This is a genomic window from Streptomyces sp. SM18, from assembly GCF_002910775.2.
In the GTDB taxonomy this organism is placed as follows: domain Bacteria; phylum Actinomycetota; class Actinomycetes; order Streptomycetales; family Streptomycetaceae; genus Streptomyces; species Streptomyces halstedii.
The window spans coordinates 657,439-676,682 of record NZ_CP029342.1; the positions used below are offsets into that span (position 1 = coordinate 657,439).

At 67.9% G+C, this 19,244-nt stretch carries 22 protein-coding genes; 4 read left to right on the forward strand and 18 right to left on the reverse strand.

Going from position 1 to position 19,244, the window contains the following annotated elements; translation table 11 throughout:
• Positions 1-119 precede the first annotated feature (119 nt).
• On the reverse strand, positions 120-872 hold the full coding sequence (locus B9S64_RS02815) for a transposase family protein (protein WP_103493630.1): 753 nt from the start codon (positions 870-872) through the stop codon (positions 120-122).
• Positions 873-983: 111 nt separating this feature from the next.
• Complete coding sequence (locus tag B9S64_RS02820) at positions 984-1,415, reverse strand: hypothetical protein (protein WP_103493631.1); 432 nt, start codon at positions 1,413-1,415, stop codon at positions 984-986.
• A gap of 483 nt (positions 1,416-1,898) precedes the next feature.
• On the opposite strand from B9S64_RS02820, the gene B9S64_RS02825 reads away from it, so the two are divergent.
• From B9S64_RS02825 to B9S64_RS02840, 4 genes are all read left to right on the forward strand, one after another.
• Positions 1,899-4,112 carry an ATP-dependent endonuclease gene (locus B9S64_RS02825; RefSeq protein WP_181012451.1) on the forward strand — a complete coding sequence of 738 codons (2,214 nt, stop codon included), beginning with the start codon at positions 1,899-1,901 and terminating at the stop codon, positions 4,110-4,112.
• A 430-nt stretch (positions 4,113-4,542) separates the two neighbouring features.
• Positions 4,543-4,836: a helix-turn-helix domain-containing protein gene (locus tag B9S64_RS02830; protein ID WP_258038053.1), complete on the forward strand. Its 294-nt coding sequence runs from the start codon at positions 4,543-4,545 to the stop codon at positions 4,834-4,836.
• Between the two features lie 73 nt (positions 4,837-4,909).
• Entirely contained in the window at positions 4,910-5,869 is a 960-nt protein-coding gene (locus B9S64_RS02835) for an IS630 family transposase (protein ID WP_374936107.1), read from the forward strand.
• 761 nt (positions 5,870-6,630) lie between these two features.
• Positions 6,631-7,421, forward strand: a protein-coding gene (locus B9S64_RS02840) for an IS5 family transposase (protein WP_375153024.1) whose coding sequence is annotated in 2 segments (ribosomal slippage) — positions 6,631-6,933 and positions 6,936-7,421 — 789 coding nt in all. Because the reading frame shifts where the segments join, the coding sequence is not laid out codon by codon here.
• Positions 7,422-7,655: 234 nt separating this feature from the next.
• On the opposite strand, the gene B9S64_RS02845 is transcribed toward B9S64_RS02840, so the two are convergent.
• From B9S64_RS02845 to B9S64_RS02925, 16 genes are all read right to left on the reverse strand, one after another.
• Positions 7,656-8,681, reverse strand: coding sequence for a SpaA isopeptide-forming pilin-related protein (locus B9S64_RS02845; protein ID WP_103492498.1), 1,026 nt, complete (start codon positions 8,679-8,681; stop codon positions 7,656-7,658).
• Between the two features lie 314 nt (positions 8,682-8,995).
• On the reverse strand, positions 8,996-9,484 hold the full coding sequence (locus tag B9S64_RS02855; RefSeq protein ID WP_103492500.1) for a hypothetical protein: 489 nt from the start codon (positions 9,482-9,484) through the stop codon (positions 8,996-8,998).
• A 30-nt stretch (positions 9,485-9,514) separates the two neighbouring features.
• Positions 9,515-10,390: a DUF317 domain-containing protein gene (locus B9S64_RS02860; protein WP_103492501.1), complete on the reverse strand. Its 876-nt coding sequence runs from the start codon at positions 10,388-10,390 to the stop codon at positions 9,515-9,517.
• Positions 10,387-11,616, reverse strand: coding sequence for an ATP-grasp domain-containing protein (locus B9S64_RS02865; protein WP_181012376.1), 1,230 nt, complete (start codon positions 11,614-11,616; stop codon positions 10,387-10,389). The genes B9S64_RS02860 and B9S64_RS02865 overlap by 4 nt, the downstream gene beginning before the upstream one ends.
• Before the next feature lie 50 nt (positions 11,617-11,666).
• The gene (locus tag B9S64_RS02870; protein WP_103492503.1) at positions 11,667-11,969 is read right to left on the reverse strand and encodes a hypothetical protein; all 303 of its coding nucleotides are present in this window, start codon (positions 11,967-11,969) and stop codon (positions 11,667-11,669) included.
• A 33-nt stretch (positions 11,970-12,002) separates the two neighbouring features.
• Positions 12,003-13,238, reverse strand: coding sequence for an MFS transporter (locus tag B9S64_RS02875; protein ID WP_103492504.1), 1,236 nt, complete (start codon positions 13,236-13,238; stop codon positions 12,003-12,005).
• Entirely contained in the window at positions 13,235-13,753 is a 519-nt protein-coding gene (locus B9S64_RS02880) for a regulator (RefSeq protein ID WP_103492505.1), read from the reverse strand. The genes B9S64_RS02875 and B9S64_RS02880 overlap by 4 nt, the downstream gene beginning before the upstream one ends.
• On the reverse strand, positions 13,750-14,592 hold the full coding sequence (locus tag B9S64_RS02885; RefSeq protein WP_103492506.1) for a winged helix-turn-helix transcriptional regulator: 843 nt from the start codon (positions 14,590-14,592) through the stop codon (positions 13,750-13,752). The genes B9S64_RS02880 and B9S64_RS02885 overlap by 4 nt, the downstream gene beginning before the upstream one ends.
• A gap of 37 nt (positions 14,593-14,629) precedes the next feature.
• Positions 14,630-15,058, reverse strand: coding sequence for a hypothetical protein (locus tag B9S64_RS02890; protein WP_181012378.1), 429 nt, complete (start codon positions 15,056-15,058; stop codon positions 14,630-14,632).
• Positions 15,059-15,068: 10 nt separating this feature from the next.
• Positions 15,069-15,515: a hypothetical protein gene (locus tag B9S64_RS02895; protein ID WP_103492507.1), complete on the reverse strand. Its 447-nt coding sequence runs from the start codon at positions 15,513-15,515 to the stop codon at positions 15,069-15,071.
• Positions 15,512-15,994, reverse strand: a complete 483-nt coding sequence (locus B9S64_RS02900; protein WP_103492508.1) for a hypothetical protein — start codon at positions 15,992-15,994, stop codon at positions 15,512-15,514. Before B9S64_RS02900 ends, B9S64_RS02895 begins: the two co-directional genes overlap by 4 nt.
• A 96-nt stretch (positions 15,995-16,090) precedes the next feature.
• The gene (locus tag B9S64_RS02905) at positions 16,091-16,390 is read right to left on the reverse strand and encodes an SH3 domain-containing protein (protein ID WP_309136900.1); all 300 of its coding nucleotides are present in this window, start codon (positions 16,388-16,390) and stop codon (positions 16,091-16,093) included.
• Between the two features lie 149 nt (positions 16,391-16,539).
• Positions 16,540-17,283, reverse strand: a complete 744-nt coding sequence (locus B9S64_RS02910) for a hypothetical protein (protein ID WP_103492510.1) — start codon at positions 17,281-17,283, stop codon at positions 16,540-16,542.
• Between the two features lie 17 nt (positions 17,284-17,300).
• A complete protein-coding gene (locus tag B9S64_RS02915) occupies positions 17,301-17,996 on the reverse strand; it encodes a hypothetical protein (RefSeq protein WP_103492511.1) in 696 nt (231 codons plus the stop codon).
• An 18-nt stretch (positions 17,997-18,014) separates the two neighbouring features.
• The gene (locus tag B9S64_RS02920; protein WP_103492512.1) at positions 18,015-18,500 is read right to left on the reverse strand and encodes a hypothetical protein; all 486 of its coding nucleotides are present in this window, start codon (positions 18,498-18,500) and stop codon (positions 18,015-18,017) included.
• Positions 18,497-19,048, reverse strand: a complete 552-nt coding sequence (locus B9S64_RS02925) for a DUF4913 domain-containing protein (RefSeq protein WP_030817654.1) — start codon at positions 19,046-19,048, stop codon at positions 18,497-18,499. Before B9S64_RS02925 ends, B9S64_RS02920 begins: the two co-directional genes overlap by 4 nt.
• Between the last annotated feature and the right edge of the window lie 196 nt (positions 19,049-19,244).

The window sequence follows — 19,244 nt, forward strand, 5'->3', positions numbered from 1 at the left end:
TGCCACCGCGCAATGAAGCGACTGCGCCGGCCACTGTTCTCAGCGAGTCACTGTGGCCGGCATTCCGCCATGGACCCTAGTAGTCAGACGCGAAGTCCACTGAGCCTTTTCCATCTTGATCAGGTGGTGAGTTCGAGGGCGACGACGGCACGGACGACGGCGGTGATCCGGGTGGTGCTACAGCGGAGCTTCCGCAGGAGCCGCCAGCATTTGAGGGTGGCCATGGCGCGTTCGCCGAGGCTGCGGATCTTGGTGTGATCGCGGTTGTGACGCCGGCGCCAGCCGCGCAGATTCTTGCCCCGGAACGGGACGCGGACAGCAGGGCCTGCACCCTGATACGCCTTGTCCGCCCAGCACTTGATGTCGTCGGCGGCGAGACCGGCGGGAATGCCGTGGGTCCGGGCCGCGGTCAGGTCGTGCACGGCTCCGGGTAGCGCGTCCGAAGCCCAGATCAGACGGCCGGCTGGATCCGCGAGGACCTGCACGTTCATCCCGTGGTGCTTCTTCTTCCCCGAGTAGTACGGCTGGTCGGCGGCAACGCGGTCGATCGGCAGCACGGTGCCGTCGAGGATCACGTACGCCTTCTTCCGCACGGTCTGCATCGCCTGCTCCAGCGTGGGCGCCAAAGCGGCCAGGAGATCGACGGCCTCGCGTATATACCGGTAGACCGTCGCGACCCCGACGCGGAAACCCGCTGCGAGGCGGGCATAGGTGTCGCCGCAGCGCACGTGGGCCAGGACGAGCAGGGCCTGCCGACCGCAAGTCAAACGACGCCACCGGGAGCCGATCCGACGGCGGTGACCTGCGAGGAGACCGGAGAGGTGTTGCAGGGCTCGGCTGGACAGATCGATGCCGGACGGGTAGACAAGCACGCGAAAGCTCCTGGCGGACTGGTGATCTTGGTCGTGAACCGTCTACCAGGAGCTTTCTTCCTGCCCGCCGCCGGGGTTATCCGCCCAACCTCCCGTCAGGTTGGAAACGGCTCACTCACTCTTGGAGGTCCTGCGCGTGGTCTTCAGCGCTTCCAGGGCACTACGTTCGTCGCGTTGCCGGGAATCAGCTGGCTGCAGCATGCTGCCTACGGACCCATCAGGCAGTTCCGCAGTGGTGAGCAGGATGAGATCGGTCTGGTCGAGGTTGAGTTGCCCACCGTGGATCGCGTGGGCCCAAATACGCAGGGTCTTCCACAAGTCCGTACTTGCGTTAGTCATCTTCGTGCCAGGGGCACGGTGCTTGAGCTGGTAGTACGTCCGCCCGTCTCGGCGGACCTCCTCGATGTCGTCCCCAGCCTCGATTGCCAACGCCCAGTCAAGGTCTCCGAGTCGGCTCACACATAGATGGAGAGCCTCACGTAGCTGGTACACGTAGCCGAGGGCCGAGGCCGACGCCTCGAAATCAGGTTCCCGCTCAGCCATGCCTAACCCCCTGCAGGCCCAGACTCACCGTGAGTGACCCGATCTTGCCACGTACGGCCCACGACTGATACCCCCTTCACCTGACAACGTGCGCTGAACGAGGTTGCGCAACCACCTCCTGGCTCGCTCCCCGACCCGATAGCGGCGAGTGGCTGACAACCGGCGAACGGACCCCGGGGCGTCCCGCGCATGCCTACCTCTGAGCTCCGACAGCGCCATGGGAGCTGATCACGTGGAGCAAGCGGCCAGCCTGGTGCCGCAAGCGGTTGGGCAGCACCGACCGGCCTCCTGCGATGGCCCCAACCCATGAACGCATCAGCTTCATCTCTGTCGCTCATGCTCGGAACGCACGGCTCCCCTACAGCCTGAAGCGGGCTGCACACCACTCTCTGCCGACATCTCAGTTGATCTCGGTTAAGCCCGGCGGCCATGCCATCTGTGGCCCTACGATGTTCGCTCGGCTTGCACGTCCTCTGGAGTACCATGCGCCTCGAACACATCAGGATCGACAACTTCCGTGGACTGAGCCACGTGGACATGTCGTTCTCCCGTTTCGGATGCCTCATCGGCGAGAACAACGCGGGGAAGTCCTCGGTGTTCCAGGCCCTCAACATGTTTCTTCGCTCGGGCTCTGCAGTCGACACCGACTTCTTGAACCCCGCGCTCCCCATCCGGGTCCAACTCACGTTCGCCGGTATCGGTGCAGCAGATCTCCAGCGGCTTGAGGAGAGTCACCGCTCGCGCATCGCCCCTGTGGTCGCAGACGGACGCCTGACCCTGGCGCGGACATACACGGGTGCCGGCAAGGGCTCGATCTGGGTAGTCCGCAAGGTGCCAAGCGAAGCACGCTTCCACAAGGGAGCCTTGAAGGAGGTGCTCCGGCCCAAGATCTCCGCTGAGGAGCTTGAGGCGAACGTCAAGTACACCTACCCGGAGATCTTTGCCAAACTACCCGGCAAGATCACTCGTGCTGCCGTCGAGCGGGAATGGGCCGAATGCGTCGCCGCTCTTGGGGACGACGACTACACCACGGGCGATGACCCACTGATGACCGGCTTGGACAAATCGGTCGCTCCCCTGCTGCCGGAGCCCATCTACATCCCGGCCGTGAAGGAGCTCAACGACGACCTCAAGACCACCTCGACAGCAACGTTCGGACGCCTGCTGTCCATCTTGTTCGAGGATATCGAGCATCAGTTGCCGCAACTGGAAACATCCTTCGAACTGCTCCGCAGCCAGCTGAACGTCGTGTCGCAGGAAGACGGCAGCGAGTCGGATGGCCGGCTGGCGGAGGTGCGCGAGATCGAGTCGCTGATCCAGCGCAACCTCCAGGAGTCCTTCCCTCGTGCACGAGTACGCCTGGAGATTCCCCCGCCACGACTGCGTAGCCTGCTGGAGGAGGCGCAGATCACCGTCAACGACGGCATCAACGGCCCCTTCAAGACCAAGGGCGACGGTCTGCGCCGGTCAGTGGCTTTCGCCATCCTCCGCGCCTACGTGGACATGAAGACGTCGAAGCCGACTCAGCCTGACAGTGCGCAACAGCCCTGCCTGCTGCTGTTCGAGGAGCCCGAGGTGTTCCTGCATCCGCAGGCGCAGCGCCAGCTCTTCGATGCCCTGACCGTGTTCTCCAACTACAACGACGTCCTTGTCAGCACGCACTCATCGGCGTTCTGCGCGCCAGGAGCGACCGGCACCTTTGTAAAGGTCGTCAAGGACCACACGCTGGAGCCGCCAGCTAGCCGGACATACGTGATCGACCTATCCGACATGGACGCCCGCGATCAGTTCGAGATCATCACGCACGAGAACAACGAGGCGGCCTTCTTCGCTACCTCCGTGCTCCTCGTGGAGGGGCCGAGCGACCGTACCCTCATCCCTCACATCGCACGCACCCTCAGCCCGCAGTGGGACTTCGACAAGCACGGTGCCGCGATCGCCAAGGTCGAAGGCAAAGGCAGCATCGAGCGGTACCGCAGCTTCTTTCAGCGCTTCGCGATGAGGGTCTCGGTCGTCGCGGACCTGGACGTCGTGCTTGACGGGTTCGACAAGCTGGGTGCGAGCATCGAGTGCCGCCAACTGCGTGACCGCGTAGTCTCCAAAGTCAACGAACTGATGAAGAACGAGGACGTCAAGGCATCAGCCGGCACCCTCAAGAGCCTCAGCAAGAACGGTAGCGCGCGTGCTCTGTGGGAGCATGCACAGCTCAAGAGTGAAGAACACGCACAAGGTCTGTGCAAGTTCGAGGAACTGGATGCAGCCGTGAAAGCGTTCTTTGCCCGCTCCGCATCCGGAACCGCGCGGCGGATCCTCGAAGAAGCCGAGGACCCAGAACTGGCGAGGATGAAGCGGGAACTACTGCAGATGCTTCGCCACGAAGACATCTACGTCTGGGAACTCGGGGCGATCGAGGCCTATTACCCCGAACTCCAGGCCAACGAGTCGAACAACAAGAACGACCGGGCCCGCCTGTTCTGTGAGCGGTACACCACCGCTGATGCCATCCGCGGGTTGCCAGCTTTCAAGGAATCGGCGTCCTGCGAGTTCGACCTCATCTTCGAGTCCTTCTTCGGAACATCTCTGCTGCGGCCAGGCACAGTTGCGTTCCCCCACCAGGCACCTGCGGGTGACGGTGAACCTCAGCTTGGCAGCTCGGCCGAGGTTAAGGAGCCGCGGGCGCACGATGTGAGCCTTTGAACAGGTGAGTGATGTCGGCACACGGTTGTTGCCCGAGGGAATCGGGTGTCGGCCCTTCTGAGGGGAAGTCAGGCTGAAGCAGGCAACGACGTACGGGGGCGTCGGCCGCAGCCCCGGCGGGGGACGCCTTCCCGTTCGAGGACGTTACTGACAGTTGCCTTGCACATCCCAGTTGCATCGGCGATCTCTTGGAGGGACTGGTCCCGTTCGGTGTAGCGGCTGACGACCTCTTGAACCAGATGCGTGTACTGACGGCGAGGAGCTCGGGGGCGGATCTCTACACCGATGCGCCGGAGTTCACTGGCGATATTGATCCGAAACGCTTTGGGTTCGGGCTCGTTGGTTGTGTGTGAGTGATCTGGTGGGGGATGCGCGGACGTGGTCACCGGACGCGCAGGAGGCTGTGCGGCTGCTGGCGGTGTCCGCGCTGGTGGAGGGCCGGGACAGGTCGGAGGTCGCGGGCTTGTTCAGAGTGTCTGTCAGGGCCGTGGACAACTGGTGGGCGAGGTGGCAGGAGGGTGGCCGGGACGCGCTGCTGTCCCGGCCGCGAGGACGCCGCACAGGCGAGCACCAGGTGCTGTCCGAGGCCGAGCAGGCCGCGGTGCGGCAGGCAGTCCTGGAGCACATCCCCTGCGAGCTGGGGCTTTCTGGTCAGCTGTGGACGCGGGGGCTGATATTGATCCGAAACGCTTTGGGTTCGGGCTCGTTGGTTGTGTGTGAGTGATCTGGTGGGGGATGCGCGGACGTGGTCACCGGACGCGCAGGAGGCTGTGCGGCTGCTGGCGGTGTCCGCGCTGGTGGAGGGCCGGGACAGGTCGGAGGTCGCGGGCTTGTTCAGAGTGTCTGTCAGGGCCGTGGACAACTGGTGGGCGAGGTGGCAGGAGGGTGGCCGGGACGCGCTGCTGTCCCGGCCGCGAGGACGCCGCACAGGCGAGCACCAGGTGCTGTCCGAGGCCGAGCAGGCCGCGGTGCGGCAGGCAGTCCTGGAGCACATCCCCTGCGAGCTGGGGCTTTCTGGTCAGCTGTGGACGCGGGGGCTGATAGGTGAACTGATCTTCAAGCTGTACCGGGTCCGGTTCACCGAGCCCGGGGTGGGCAAGTACCTCAAGCGATGGGGGCTGACGTTCCAGCGGCCGGACAAGCGTGCTGTCGAACAGGACCCGGAGGCCGTCCGCGCCTGGTGCGAGGAGACCTGGCCGGCGATCCGGGCCAGGGCGAAGGCGGACAACGCCGAAGTCCTCTTCGGCGACCAGGTCGGGATCCGCACGGACCAGGTCACCGGCCGCACCTGGGGCGCCAAAGGCGCGACGCCGGTGGTCCGTCGCACCGGCAACCGGTTCTCCGTGAACGCGATGTCCGCGATCAGCACCCGCGGCCGGATGCACTTCATGGTCTTCACCGACACCTTCGACGCGAAGGTCATGTGCCGCTTCCTCGCCCGGCTCGTCGGCCACTTCGACCGCAAGGTGCACCTGATCGTCGACCGGCACTCGGCCCACCGCTCGAAGGCCGTCCGGGACTGGCTCGCCGACCACAAGGACCAGATCGAGCTGCACTTCCTGCCCTCGTACTCACCCGAGCTGAACCCCGACGAGCTCGTCAACGCCGACCTCAAACGCAGCCTGCCCCACCGGGCCAGAAACCAGGCCGAACTCGCCACCGAAACCCGCAGATTCTTCCACCGCCGACAACGCCAACCCCACATCGTGCGCAGATACTTCGGCGCCCGGCACGTCCGCTACATCCTCGACGAGTGAACCCAATGAGTTTCTGATCAATAGTTGCGTGCCCGCCACCGACGGTGCGGGCAATCTCGGCAATTGAATGGCCGGATGCATAGAGCTGGCGCCACGTCTCGATGCGGCCGGCAACGATTTCGTGGCGGCTGAACGGGTGGCGGTCGATGATGCAGCGGACATGGGCTGTGTTGGTGCCCAGTGTTCGGGCGACAGCAGACGCGCTCTGGGAACCCGCCTGGAGTAGATCGTGTACCTGGGTGAAAGCAATGCTGTCCAAAGAGATCCCCGCAAGTCCCAGGACGTCCAGTTGCGCCGGCACGGAGGGCTCCCACAGCACCGGTTCGTTGATGTCGTGGTCGGTGAGCAGTTCAGAGCAGCGGCGAGTGAGAGCGTCGACCTCCAAGGGATGGAGGTCGAAAGCGAAGAGAGGATACTTCTTTGGCTTGTCCTCATTGGTCACTGAGCTGGGTGACGGCATCGTCCGCACGGGATTACCAGTGAGACGTTGGTAGATCCAGCGATTTGCGTGGTGCACATATGAGGCCGCCGGGTAGTTGCGGCCCGCGTTCCTTCTGATTTCCGTCCAGGCTTCGGCGCTGATGAAGTCGTTGCGCCGTCCGAACAGCTTCCTTCGCCGCGCATAGTTGATCAGGGAACCCTCGGCATCGAGGAGATCGGCGAGCAGGGTGAGGACCCGAAGAATCTGCAGTCCTGTCTCGTGGGTGTGAAGCGTATCCAGTGAGCCGTTTCCAACCTGACGGGAGGTTGGAAACGGCTCTGTGTCGGATGCTCTGTGGGAGCGGATAGAGCCGCTGCTGCCGCGCAAGGAACGCCGGTTTCGGCACCCTGGACGGAAGCCGCTGCCGGATCGGCAGGTGCTGTGCGGCATCCTGTTCGTGCTGCACACCGGCATCCAGTGGGAGTACCTGCCGCAGGAGTTGGGCTTCGGTTCGGGCATGACGTGCTGGCGGAGGTTGCGGGACTGGAACGAGGCCGGCGTCTGGCAGCAGCTGCACGAGGTGCTGCTGGCCGAGCTCAACGCGGCGGCCCGTCTCGACTGGTCGCGTGCCGTGGTCGACTCCAGCCACGTACGGGCCATAAAAGGGGGAGCCTCACGGGACCGAGTCCGGTCGATCGTGGCCGAAGCGGATCGAAACACCACCTGATCACCGACGGACAAGGCACACCGCTCGCCGTGATCCTCACGGGCGGCAATCGCAACGACGTCACCCAGCTCCTGCCCCTGCTCGACGCCGTCCCACCCATCAGAGGCCGGATCGGGCACCCGCGACGCAAGCCGGACTCACTCTTCGCCGACCGCGGGTACGACCACGACATCTACCGCGACCAGGTCCGCCAGCGCCGCATCGTCCCTACCATCGCCCGCCGCGGCACCCTCCACGGCACCGGACTGGGAACCTACCGCTGGGTCGTCGAACGCAGCTTCGCCTGGCTCCACGGCTTCAAACGCCTCCGCATCCGCTGGGAACGACGGGCCGACATCCACGAAGCCTTCCTCAAACTCGCCTGCTGCCTCATCACCCACCGACAGATCAACTCATTGTGTTAGCCGCTGTTAAGGGCGACACCACGCTGGTCAATCTGCTTCGCCACGCCGTGCAGGCAGCGTCCGAACGACGACGGCTGGGCTCACGTCGCGAGCGGCGATGCCGTAAGGCGCCTTCCAACAGCTTCAACGGGCGGCCGACACTGGACTTCCAGTGTCGGCCGGGCCGTCCCTCCGGTTACGCACGACGAGCCCCCGGAATAGATTCCGGGGGCTCGTGGCCACAGGGCGGGTGGGTCAGCTCTCGACGGAGCCGTCGTCGGTGGAACTGTCCGTTCGCTGGCGGCGGGCTGCGAAAAGAGCACCTCCGCCCGCCACGATGAGGAGACCAGCGCCGCCGATCAGCCACGGGGTGGCATCGGCGCCGGTGTGGGCGAGCGAGCCCGCAGGGGCGGGCGTTGCGGCTATCGGCGCGGTCTCGTCGGAGGCCGGAGCGCCGACGGTCGATGGCTCCGGGGTCTCCTCGTCCTTGCCGGGCCTGTCCGGGGTCGGCCGGTCGCTCGGCTTGTCGCTGGGTGTGTCCGGGGTCGGCTGGTCGCTCGGTTTGTCGGTCGGCTTCTCCGTGGGCAGCGGGATCTTGGCGTTGGTGGTGGTTACCGTCACCGGATCGCCCGGCTGGGCCTTGAACGTCTTCGAGGGCTTGTGGATCTCATATCCCTTAGGCGCCTTCACCTGCTTGACCCAGAAGTCTCCGTTACGGGCATTAAAGGGGAGCTTGCCGCTGGCCGTGCCATCGGATCCGGTGGTCAGCGTCAGGATGGTCTTTTCGCCGCTGCCGATGTTGACCGTCGATCCGGGCAGCAGCTTGCCGGTCTTGTCGTCCTTGGCCTTCAGCAGGACCGAGGCGTCCTTGAACGGGTCGACGATCGTGAGTGGCATGTCGACGCCGGGGGTGACGATGACGTCCTGGTCGTCAACCGTGTCGTGCAGAGGGCTGCCGCTGGTGACTTCCTTGAGGCGGTAGACCCCCGGCGTGAGGCCGTTGAAAACGAGCTGCCCCTGGGCATCGGTCTTGCCGTTGGCGGCTTCCTTGCCTGCGGAGTCGAGCAGGGTGAAGGACGCACCGGCGAGCACGTCGCCTCCGGGGTCCTTCTTCAAGATGGCAACGCCACCGGTTTCCGCCTCGCCCGCGTTGCGCGTAGTCGAAGACGGTGTGGGCTCGGTGCTCTGGGCAGACGCGGTCGGTGCCCAGGACAGGCTGCCGGTCACCGCAGCGGCGACAGCTATAGCGGCCGGGAGGGTGCGAGCGGAACGGATGCGCAAGAAGAGACTCTCCAAGGGATGGGGGCGGGAGCAGGTGAAGGTGGCCGGGCTCAGCGGGAGCAGCCCTGCATCGGTCTCGGGGGTGAGGCGGCCGGGCCGCTCGCCGGACGAAAGGGCGCGGTGATGGCGGAGCGTCGGGCGGCGGCACGGACGAGTTGCTGCTGCTCGACGGGCAGCTGCTCGATGCCAATCAGGCCCTGGGCGCCGGCAAGACCGAAGGGGATCCGGCGTTGAGGCGCGGCGTCGAAAAGTTTGGTGAGCGGGACGTCGGGCAGCCGGAGCGGGGCACGGCCGACGGGGGCCGGGCCGTGCATTCAGCGAGTGCGGGCACCGTTGCGTGTGCTCGGTGGGACCGCCACGTTGAGCACGCTGCGGTTGGCCGCGGGCTTGGGCGCGGACGCGGTCCAGGCGCCAGGGAACCAGACGGCGGTGTAGTGCTCGACGGCATCCCGCAGCCCGGTCGTGACAGCCCCGTCCCACGGGGGCCGGCCAGGGCGGTGGTAGGTATCGAAGGTCGCGTACAGCTTGGTGTTCGGGTGGGTGTTGGCGGCTTCGTCGCGGCGGTGGAAAGTTCCATGGTCCAGGAAACTCAATGCCACTGCGTCGATCTCGCCGCGGTCCGGGTGGACGACCGCGACACGCAGCCCGCCGTAGGTGTCCGCGTGAATGGTGCCGGTGAAATCGATCCTCAGCCGCAGCGGTACGCCAGGCACGGGGGCGGCGAAGTAGGTGTTGCCCACGACGGTGTGGTCGTGGAAGGGAAGGCACAGCTCGGCGAAGAACTCGGCGGCCTGCAGGGACAAGTGGAATCTCCGGTCGAGGTCGGGCTGGTGTTACCGGCGAGGGCCGGGCAGGGCCGGTCGGCTGCTGGTGCTCCAGCGCGGGACGCTGGTCGCGGGGAGCGCGGCCGGGCGTCGGGATGAGACAGCCCGCTGCACCTCGAGCGGCGTGGGAGCCGGCGGGCCGGACGGCAGGACCGAAGTGAGCTGGACCATGCCCTCGCGGTAACTGAACGTCGCTTCGCGCCAACGGGGCAGTGGGGCCGGGTCGGAGACGCACTGGGTGACGGCAGTGAGCAGGGCGACCGGGGTGCCGGTGCTGGCGGTCGCGTACCAGGCAGGCCGGTCGATGGACTTGCCGGCCCACAGCTGCCAGCGGGCGTCTCGGGTGGTCAGTTCGGCTTCCGGGTCCAGAGGCCCGGTGGTGAACTCCAGCCCGGCAAGCCCGTCGGGTGACTGGACGGTGAGGGAGGCGCCCCGCTGCGGGCGCTCCAGCTGCCAGCCTCGTTTGATGAGGGGGGCGACGGCCAGGAACGGCTCGCGGTCATCGCTTCGGGAGTCCGGTGCCGCGAGGTAGGCGTCCGGGCCCTGCTCGTATGCCGTGGCGAGGGCTGTGGTGAATGCCTGGACGAACTCGGTGGGGGTGCTGTCGTTGAAGCAAACGCCCCAGGTCGGCGGCCCGAAGGAGTCCTGGTAGGCGTTGATGCGCCAGAGTCCGTCGTCCTCGCCTTCGGGGAGGTAGCCGAGGCGGATCTTGCGGTCGGGGGCGTTCGTGTACGCGTTGCCGAGGTCGTCGTGCTGCAGTTCCCAGCCGAGGTCGAGGAGGGGAGCGAGGGCTGGGTCGCCGATGCCGGTAGTGCCGGCGAGGTAGCGCGGGGAGACGTAGACGTCTCCGTCGACGTCGGTGCGCGGATCGGGCTGGTGGCTCAGCGGTCCGCCCTCGTGGTGATGGTGATCTCGTCGGCGGCGGTGTCGAGGCGGTCGGTGACCTCGACGGTGTTGCGGCCGGTGACGATGTAGAACCCCGCCCTCGCGGTGAAGAGGTCACCTTCGGGCGGCAGGAGGAGCTGCTCGCCGATCTCGCGGATCCACCGCACCTGGTGCAGCCACGGGGTGTGGGCGGCGAACGGGATGTTGATGTGCCGTGCGGTGAGGGTGCCGGAGGCGTCCGGGTGGAGCATGCGGATGCCCGCTGCCCCGCGTCGGGTCGAGGTGAGGTCCGGTGCCCGGCCGCAGGCGAGGTCGGCGGCGGCCTTTGGCAGATCGATGCCGGTGGCGAGGCGGACGAGATGTCCGATCATGTCGCCGCCGATCCGGGCGTTGACCTCGATCAGCCGGGGCTTCCCGTCCACGAGACGCAGTTCGACGTGCTGCACGCCGTCGGTGATTCCCAGGGCCCTGACTGCGGCAGCGGCGGCTGGGGCAACCTGGGTGAGGAGCGGGTCGGTGGCATCGACGGTGTGCCCGGTCTCGTCGAAGTACGGTGCTGGGCCAAGGTGTTTGCGGGTCACGGCGATCGCGGTGGTCTCGCCGCGGTGGGTGACGCACTCGACGGAGACCTCCGGTCCGTCGAGGTACTCCTCGACCAGGACAACGGTGTCCTCGCGGCTGCGGCTCGCGCCCTCGGAGGCGAAGGCGAACGCGGCGGGGAGTTCTTCGGGGCGGTCGACGCGGATCACGCCGATGCTGCCGGCGAAGGCGGCGGGCTTGATGACGGCGGGGAACCCCAGCGCCATCGTCGCAAGGCCGGCCTCCAGCAGAGTTCGTGCCTTCAACGAGGCAGCCGACGGCACCCCGTGTTGGGCGAACAGGGAGCGGGCGGTTGCCTTGTTGCGGCAGGCCCGCATCACCTCGACGGAGTTCGAGGGCAGACCGAGCGCTCGGGCGATGCGGGCGGTGGGTACGAGGTTCCACTCATCCCAGGTGACCACGGCGGCGAGGTCGTGGCGAGCAGCCAGGGCCCGACCGCCGGCGAGCAAGGCTGTGGGGTCGGTCAGGTCGACAACTGCGTGGTCGACGATGAACGGTGTCTCCCACGTCGGCTCGGTGCCGGTGAGCAGGACGACATCGTACGCGGCAGCCACCTGCTCAAGGCAGTAGCCGCGATAGGTCTCATCACCCGGGGAAACCAGAAGTACGAGAGGGCGAGTGGACAAGGGTTCTCCGTATCGGTGGACGGCAGGACGAGATGGGAAGGAGTTGTCTCTCAGGCGGCACGGCGTCGGCGCAGCTCGAACGCAGCAGCCCAGTGCGGGTGCTCGTCGATCAGGATCCGGGCGTAGAGGGCTGTGTAGCTGTTGTTCAGCCCGACGACGCCATGCGGAAGCTGACGGCGCAGGTCCTCGAAGAGATCCTTCAAGCTGACGCGGGTGGCGCCTGCGGCCAGGCGGCGGGCGGCCAGGCGTTCCAGGGCGCGATAGACGTGCGGGTAGTTGGCGTCGAAGGCGCGGAACTGCTCGGTGATGCTGCGACCGCTCGCGCGGTGTGATCCGAGGATGGCGGCGGGCATGAGGTTCTCCATAGGCTGGGGAGTGCGGAAGGGTCAGGAGCGCAGGGCGGGATCGGTGCGCAGCCGGGCGAAGGCGCAGAACAGGCCGAGAGCCTGCAGGGCGGCGCATGCAGTGATGACGTGGCCCAGTGCGTCCGGCGGGGTGAGCGCGGTGACGATGCCCGCGAGGGGGAAGGGCAGTAGGAGGATGAGGACGGTCGCCGACAGGGTGCTGCCGAACTTCTCCGGCGGAATCAGGCGGGAACGCAAGGTGCGCAGAACCACCGTCATGCCGCCTTCAGCTGCCATCAGGATCGCGATCAGGACCAGGTACGAGCGATAGTCGGGGGCCTGGGCGGCGGCGAGGCAGGCGAGTGAGGCGAGGGCGGCGCAGGTGGCGCCGACCGGCCACATCCCCAGGCGGTCGAGGGCGAACCGGCAGATCGTGACGCTGAGGAGCGTCGCTCCGGCTGCTGCGGACCAGACCAGGCCGACGGCTGTGGTGGTCTGCCCGAAGTGCTTGACGACGATCACCGGGCTGGCCGCTTGGAGTAGCCCGGTGGCCAGGTTGGACAGGGTCAGCCCGGTCACGAGCCAGCCGAGGGCGGGAAGGGAACGGATGGTGCTCCACCCGGTGAGGAGTCCGGTGCCCGGCTGTCGTTTCGAGGGGCGGGCGGGCGTGACTGGCGAGGGGGGTGTGCGTAGGGCGAGCAGCGCGGCAAGGAGCGAGAGCGTGGTGATCACGGCGAGCATAGGCGGTGGCCCTGCGAGCAGCAGCACTCCGGCGAGCGCCGGGCCGGCGACGGTCGCGGTCTGTTCGATGCCGAGCAGGATGGCCTGTACGCGATGGGCCTGCCCCTCCGCTCGGCGGCCGGCGGCGGCACCCGCGGTTTCGGCCGCGATGTAGCTGATCGCGGTGAGCACTCCGGTCGTCGGCGCGAGCACCATCACGGTCACGCTTGCGACGAGGCCGGATGGGTGGAGGTGCAGCAGGACCGCGCCGGCGGCGAGGGCCAGCGCGCGACCCAGGGCGGCGAGGTGGAAGACGGAGGCTGCCCCACGCCGGTCGACGAGTGCTCCCGCCCATCCGGACGCCGCCAGTCGCGGGATCCATTCCAGGGCGAATGCGGCACCGGTCAGCGCGGCGGAGCTCGTGGTAGTCAGGACCAGCAGCGGGATGCCGTACGTGGACATCGCGGACGTCAACGCGTCTGCCGCGCGGGGGAGGTAGACGCCTCGCATCAGCCCGGCGCTGTGGCGTGCGTGCCGGGGTGCAATCGCTGGGCTCACGCGACCGGCTCGGGCTCGGGTATCCGGGTGACCTGCGGGTTGGCGGCCAGCCACTGGATCAGCAGAGCGCGGACACGACCGAGGTCTGCCACAGCCTCGGCGCTCGACAGGCGCCCGCCCGACGGCCACGAACTGCCGTCGGCGTCCTGGGCCACGAGAGACGGCGTCAGCAGGTCGAGGACGTGTCGGATGCGGCTGCTGAACTCGCAGACCGGTGTCGGGTAGGCGTGGCGGCGGGCCCAGCGAGCTGCCGCGTCGTACAGATCAGCCAGCTCCGACCCGGGCTCGGTGAGTTCGAGTCCGGTACCGGGTGCGGTCCGGACGAGACCGTGGGCGCGGGCGGCTTCGGTGGCGCTGCGCTGTTGGTGCCTGGGGAGGTCGGGGAGGGTGTTGGCCAGTCGTCGCGGCGGTATCGCGCCGTTGTCGTCGATCTCGGTGACCAGGCGGATCAAGGGGCGTGAGGCCAGCAGCTCGACGGCGGTGCGTACTTCGGCGGGGGTGAAGAGGCTGGTCATCGGCGCGGGCCGCCCGCCGGGAGGGGCGCCTTCGGGCGAGCGGGCGTGGCATGGGAGAAGAGATCGCGGTTGTGCCACGCCGGAGAAGTCTCAAGCGTGCGGGTCTGCGGGAGGGCCGCCGGGACAGATCGTGGTTGGCTGCTGGTCCACGGCCTCGGCGCGGGTTGCGCCTGAGTGTGCCCCCAGACCGGGTGCTGGGCTGCCTGGCTGAGGGGCTGCCCGGCCGACCATGCGGACAGAGCACCGAGGACGGGGCCCAGGTCGTCGCCCGCCACGGACAGCCGGTAGGGCCGGCCGTTGCCCTCGGTGTCGACCAGACCGTCGGCGACGAGCTGCCGCAGTGGCGGGTACACGTTGGTCCAGTCACTGCTGGGCATCACGATCCGGGCCAGAGCCATCGCGCCGACGTCCTGGCGGGTCTTGAGCACCCACAGGATGGAGGCGGCGTGCCGCCGGGTGAGCAGGGTGAGACTGTCCTCGATCTGCTCGATCGCGGGCAGCGGGCGGTCCGCCGTCTCCAGGTGCTCCTCGGCCCAGGTGACGATCACCGGCAGGACCGGCAGAAGCGCCTCGCCACGCTCAGTGCGGCCGTAGGTCACATGCCGCGCGGTGTGTTCGGCGCGCTCGACGAGGCCCGCGTCGCACAACGACTTGAGCTTGGGGTGAAGCTGGCCGCTCTGCAGCCAGGACACCTTGGCCGCCAACTCGCTATAACGAAGCGGCGGCCCGGAAAGCGCCAACAAGATCCTCACGTTCCAACGTGGGGTGATCATGGCGAGGGCCTCGGTGACCCGGGCGATGTCGGCGTCGGTGTCGGGAGGCAGAGCAGTGATGGCCACGGGAAGAACTCCTGGTGAGTAAGAGGAAACCGCCGGATCAGCGGCTATGTGCCGTGCTCTGGCACGGAAGGGCCGGAGCCGGAAGGGGCGGAGCCGGGACGGGTGGCGAGGGAGTCACCGGGGAGGGCTCCGGGGCCGGGACGCGGGCGAGGCTCTGCAGAACGGCGTCGAGCGACTTGGCCTGGACGTCGCGGACCTCGACCGCCTCGGCGAGTCGGCGTGCACCGTCAAAGAGATGGGAGACCTCGTGCCGGCCGACCTGGCGCTCGGGGTGGATGAGCCGGGCGAGGTGGTCGCGGTGGAAGTCGATGCTGCGCTCGGCGAGGGCAAGGGTTCCGTGCATGCCGAGCAGAGCGGAGAGCATGCCGGGCGCCTGGCCACGGGCGTGGGCTTCGAGGTCGGCGAGCGGTGCGCCGTACAGGTCCTCGATCCGTCCGGCTATCCCGGCGGACGTGAGGTGGGACAAGCTGCGGCTTTCACGGTCGGTGGGCCCGGGCCGCCCCGGCACGCTGGGGTACCGGGGCGGCGGACGGGGACAGGGTCGCGGTGGTCCTGAGTTGTGCCATGCGGAAGGGCCGGGCCAGCTGACCAGGAGGAGGCATGGTGCGCAGCAGCTCTCCGAGGGCTGCGCGATAGCTGTCGCGTGCGTCCAGGGCAGCCTCCAGCCACTGCGCATCGGCGCGAAGTTTGTCCGCCGACAGATCACCCATATCGCGGTCCGGATCCATGTCCGTGTGCACGCGGTCGCGGACACGGGCGACCTGCTCCTCGGTGAGCGCGAGGAAGGAGCGAAGTTCCAGGGCGCGGGCGAGGGCAGGAGAGGCATCCGGCCCGGCCGCCGCCGCCTCGTACAGCTCGGGCACCGGGGGCCCAAAGACCTTCTGCAGCTCGGCGTCCATGGTGCTGGCCTTGTCCCGGCTCATCGGACGGCCGCACCCGTCCGCGATGCCGACGCCGGCGCCGGTGTCCCCGGAGGGCGTTGGGGAGCACTGGTCTGCACAGCCGGCCCGGTTCGCGGGCGCAGGCGGGTAAGGCGCTCGGCAGCGAGGTCCTTCTTACCCAGAGCGTCCGGGTCGAGGAGCCATCGCACGACCGTGGCCCGGCCGTCGCGTGTGGCGACGGCCGCGTTCACACGGTGGGCAAGGCCCATGGTCGGGTCGTCGACCTCGCTGGGCTGCGTTTCCAGCGCGGTCAGAAGGCCGTCCTCCGCGCGGTTGAGCGCAGCCTGGGCCGCGACCAGATGGCCGTGCCACTTGACGATGTCGGTGGCGTCAGGATTGTCGGTCGGCGCGGCGGCGACTGCTGCCTGCAGATGCTCCAGGTCCATGCCGAAGCGTGCTTCGATCCGTTCGGTGAGCACGCCCACGACATCCTCAGCGTCAACGGAAATGCCGTCGGACAAGAGAAAAGCTCCCTTCTGGAAAGGCCGGTGACTGACAGGCGAGCTCTGTCAGTTCAGGCACATGCGGACATCGCGGTAGACGTAGGTGCCGGACACCTAACCCTTGACGCCGGTCGACCTGTCCGTGATGTAGAGCCAGTTGCCGCTCTTCTTGTGCACGGTGAACTTGTGGCTGCGGTAGAGCACGCCGAGCGCGGTGGACTTTGTGGTGGCCTTGGACCGGATGGTGACGGCAGCCGTGCGGACCTCGTAGGGCAGCGGCGGCAGGGAGGAGCAGCTGCTCGCGGGGGCGGCGGCCACGGTGGCGGGTGCCGCGCTGGCGGTCGTGGCGGACAGCGTGGGCACAGCGAGCGCACCGAGCATTGCTGCGGATACGGCAATTCGAGTGAAGCGCATGCGGAAGAAACCTCCGTGAAGGCATGGGGGGTTGTTTGGAATGGCACTGCGGTTGGTGTCGCGGCGGCTGTATAAGAGTCCGGGGAATCGCCGGTTTGGCTAACCGGCGATCGTCGGTTATGTTGCGCAGCTCGCGTCGGGCGTGGCGCTCAGCGGGAGCGGCTGGCCGGGCGCGGGGCAAGGGGTTTCGCCACCCCTGCCGGAGGGATGGCTGCGGCTGATGGGCGGACCGGTGGGAGAGGGCTGGCCTCGCCGGTGAGACGGTCTTCGCACCACTGCAGGGCGGCCTTGCTCGTGTCGAAACCGCCCTCGCGCAGGGTGTGGGTCCACGCGTCGGTGTCGACCTCCTCGACTACGACGCGGTACGGGCTGGGAGCTCGCTCGTCCAAGGCGCGGAGTGCCACGACGGTGACCGTGTCGTCCGGGTCGTCGCAGGTGTAGGAGTAGCCCAGGGCGTAGTGGTTGCCGTGGTCGGCGAGGCGCCGCTCCAAGGCTCGCGTGGCCTCGTCCGCTGGCGGCGTGCCCAGTTCGGAGTCGAGGCCGATGGCGTCGTGCGGGCAGCCTCGGTGGATGAGCCAGGACTGCGCCATCGCGGGGAGCGGCAGCTCCACCCGCTCGAAGCTGAATGTCTGCTTCTCGTGCTCCCGTTGCAGGTGGACGGCGAGTATCTGTGGCATGCCGGGGTGCCCCCAGGTGGCGGTGCGGTCGAAAAGCACGTAGTAGCTCTGGGGACCGTCGTGGTGTTCGGCTAGGGGGACGAGCATGTCCTCGTGGACAGCGACCTTGCGGTAAAAGTCGAGGTACCTCTCCTCGTCGGCGTCGAGGTCGTCCAATTCGAAGTCAACCTGGGGAATGGACTTCCTGACCGGCGTCGGTTCGGTGGGGGACAACAAGAGCCTTTCGGTGGAGTTCAGCGGCGCTTCGCCGGAGTGGACGGGAATGCGCCCGGGCGAGCTGGGCTCTTCGGCGCATGCGTCGTGGGAGGCCGGCGGGCGTCGAGCAGTGCGGCTCGTCCGGTGTCTGTGAGGGAGACGGGCTGGCCGGCGTGCACCGGGTGGTTGGTGTCCCGTACGACCAGGCCGGCACGTTCCAGCTGCTGCATCTGGGGATAGGGGATGCGGGTGCCGGAGGAGGCGGCCACGGATGCCCGGCCGGTCAGCAGGTGTTCGTGGAGCTTGGCACCGCCGGCGATGGCGAGCAGTGCCGTCTGGTCGTCGGTCGAGAGCGGTCCTTTGTCGGGCGTCGATGGTGCGGCGGCCTCAATGGGCTCCAGGGCTGCGAACACCTTTTCGGCTGCGGCGTCGCGCGCGTCGGCGGTTTCCTCCAACTGGTCCACGGTGCGATTGATGCGTACGAAGAGAGCACCGTCGACAGGGAACTCACCGCTCGTGAGCCGGTTGAGCAGTTTGAGGTAGAAGGTGACGCCGATCTGAGCGCCGGCCAGCGTGCGGTGCCGGTCGACCAGTTGGGCGTGCGGTTCGTCGAGGACGCCGCGCTCGCGGTAGGCCCACAGGGTGTCGATGTCGTGGCCGGTGACCGCTTCGATGCGGTGGTCAAGCTGCGTGACCGCACGCCGCACTGGTGTCGGCGGGGGGTGAGGGGGCATAGGCGATGCTCCGTGCGTTCAGCGGGGGTGATGGTGCGCGGGGTTCTGTGCGGGACGGGGCAGACCCGGTGGTGCGGTGGCCGACGGACCGGGCCGGGGTGCGGGGCCGCGGGTGGTCAGCTGGGGCGGTCGGGAGCGTGCCGCGTGGGTGCGGGCACTCAGCGGCCGACGGGCCATCCCCAGGCGGCGGCCGACTTCGTCGTAGACGTCGTTGCCCGCACGCGGTCGGACCGCGACGACGTGCACTTCCTTCGGGTGTGCGGACTCCGCGGGTGCCGGGCGGATGCCGTAGACGATGCGCCATTCCTTGCGACGGTCCACGAAGAGCTTCCGGAATCCCTCCAGGTCACCGTCGAGGCGCAGCCCGAAGCGCTGGGCGGTCACGACTTCCTGAAGGTAGGCAAGGGCGAGGTCGCGGATGCCGCTGGGGGCCTGGAGGAGGTCGGTCAGGGCCCGGGGGTCGAAGCTCAGGCCGAAGGCGGGCTGCCCCTGTCTCGTGCTCATGACGTCGGCTCGTCCGGCTCCGCAGGCCCGGCGGCCTCTGCCGAGGCCGCCATCTCCGCGCGCACGGACGGCGGCGGGCCCGGCAGGAGACGGTGTGCGGGACGGTCGGGAGAGGTCATGCACGCCGACAGCGGGCCGGCCGGGGCGCGGATCGCCGCGACAGCGTGGGTGAGAAAGTCCCGGTGCCACACGAACAGGCCGGAGAGACCGGCGTCGGGTTCCTTGTGCTGCTGGTAGGCGAGCCACAGAGCGTGGAGCCAGGCCACGACATCGTCGTGTTCCTGCCACTGCAGGCACCAGGGCGCTGCGGTGGTGACCTCCGAGCCGTAGACCGGGAGGAAGAAGTCGTCGACCCAGTCCGACAGGGCGTCGAGTTCGTCTTCCCGTTCCTCGCCGTCGAGTTCGAGGATCGGGCGGGGCTCGGGCGGGGCTGAGGGAGACGGCCCGCCGAGTCCTGGCAGGCCGAACGCGGCGAACGGCGATCCGCTCGGCTCCGGGGCGGAAGCAAGGTGGTCAAGCTGCTGCGCCTGCTGCGCCGACTGCTCCATGAGCCGTCGGACGCTCGCCTCAATTCCCTCCAGCTGCGGATCCGGGACGCGAACCGGCTCCAACTCCCCGCCGTCTGCGGGCTTTGTGGATTCGGGCATGAAAAGTTTCGGCCTCCTACGGGACGCGGAAAGAGAGAAGGACGGAGGGAGCGACGCACGGACCGGACGGTGAGATACGGGATCTGCTGTGCCGGGA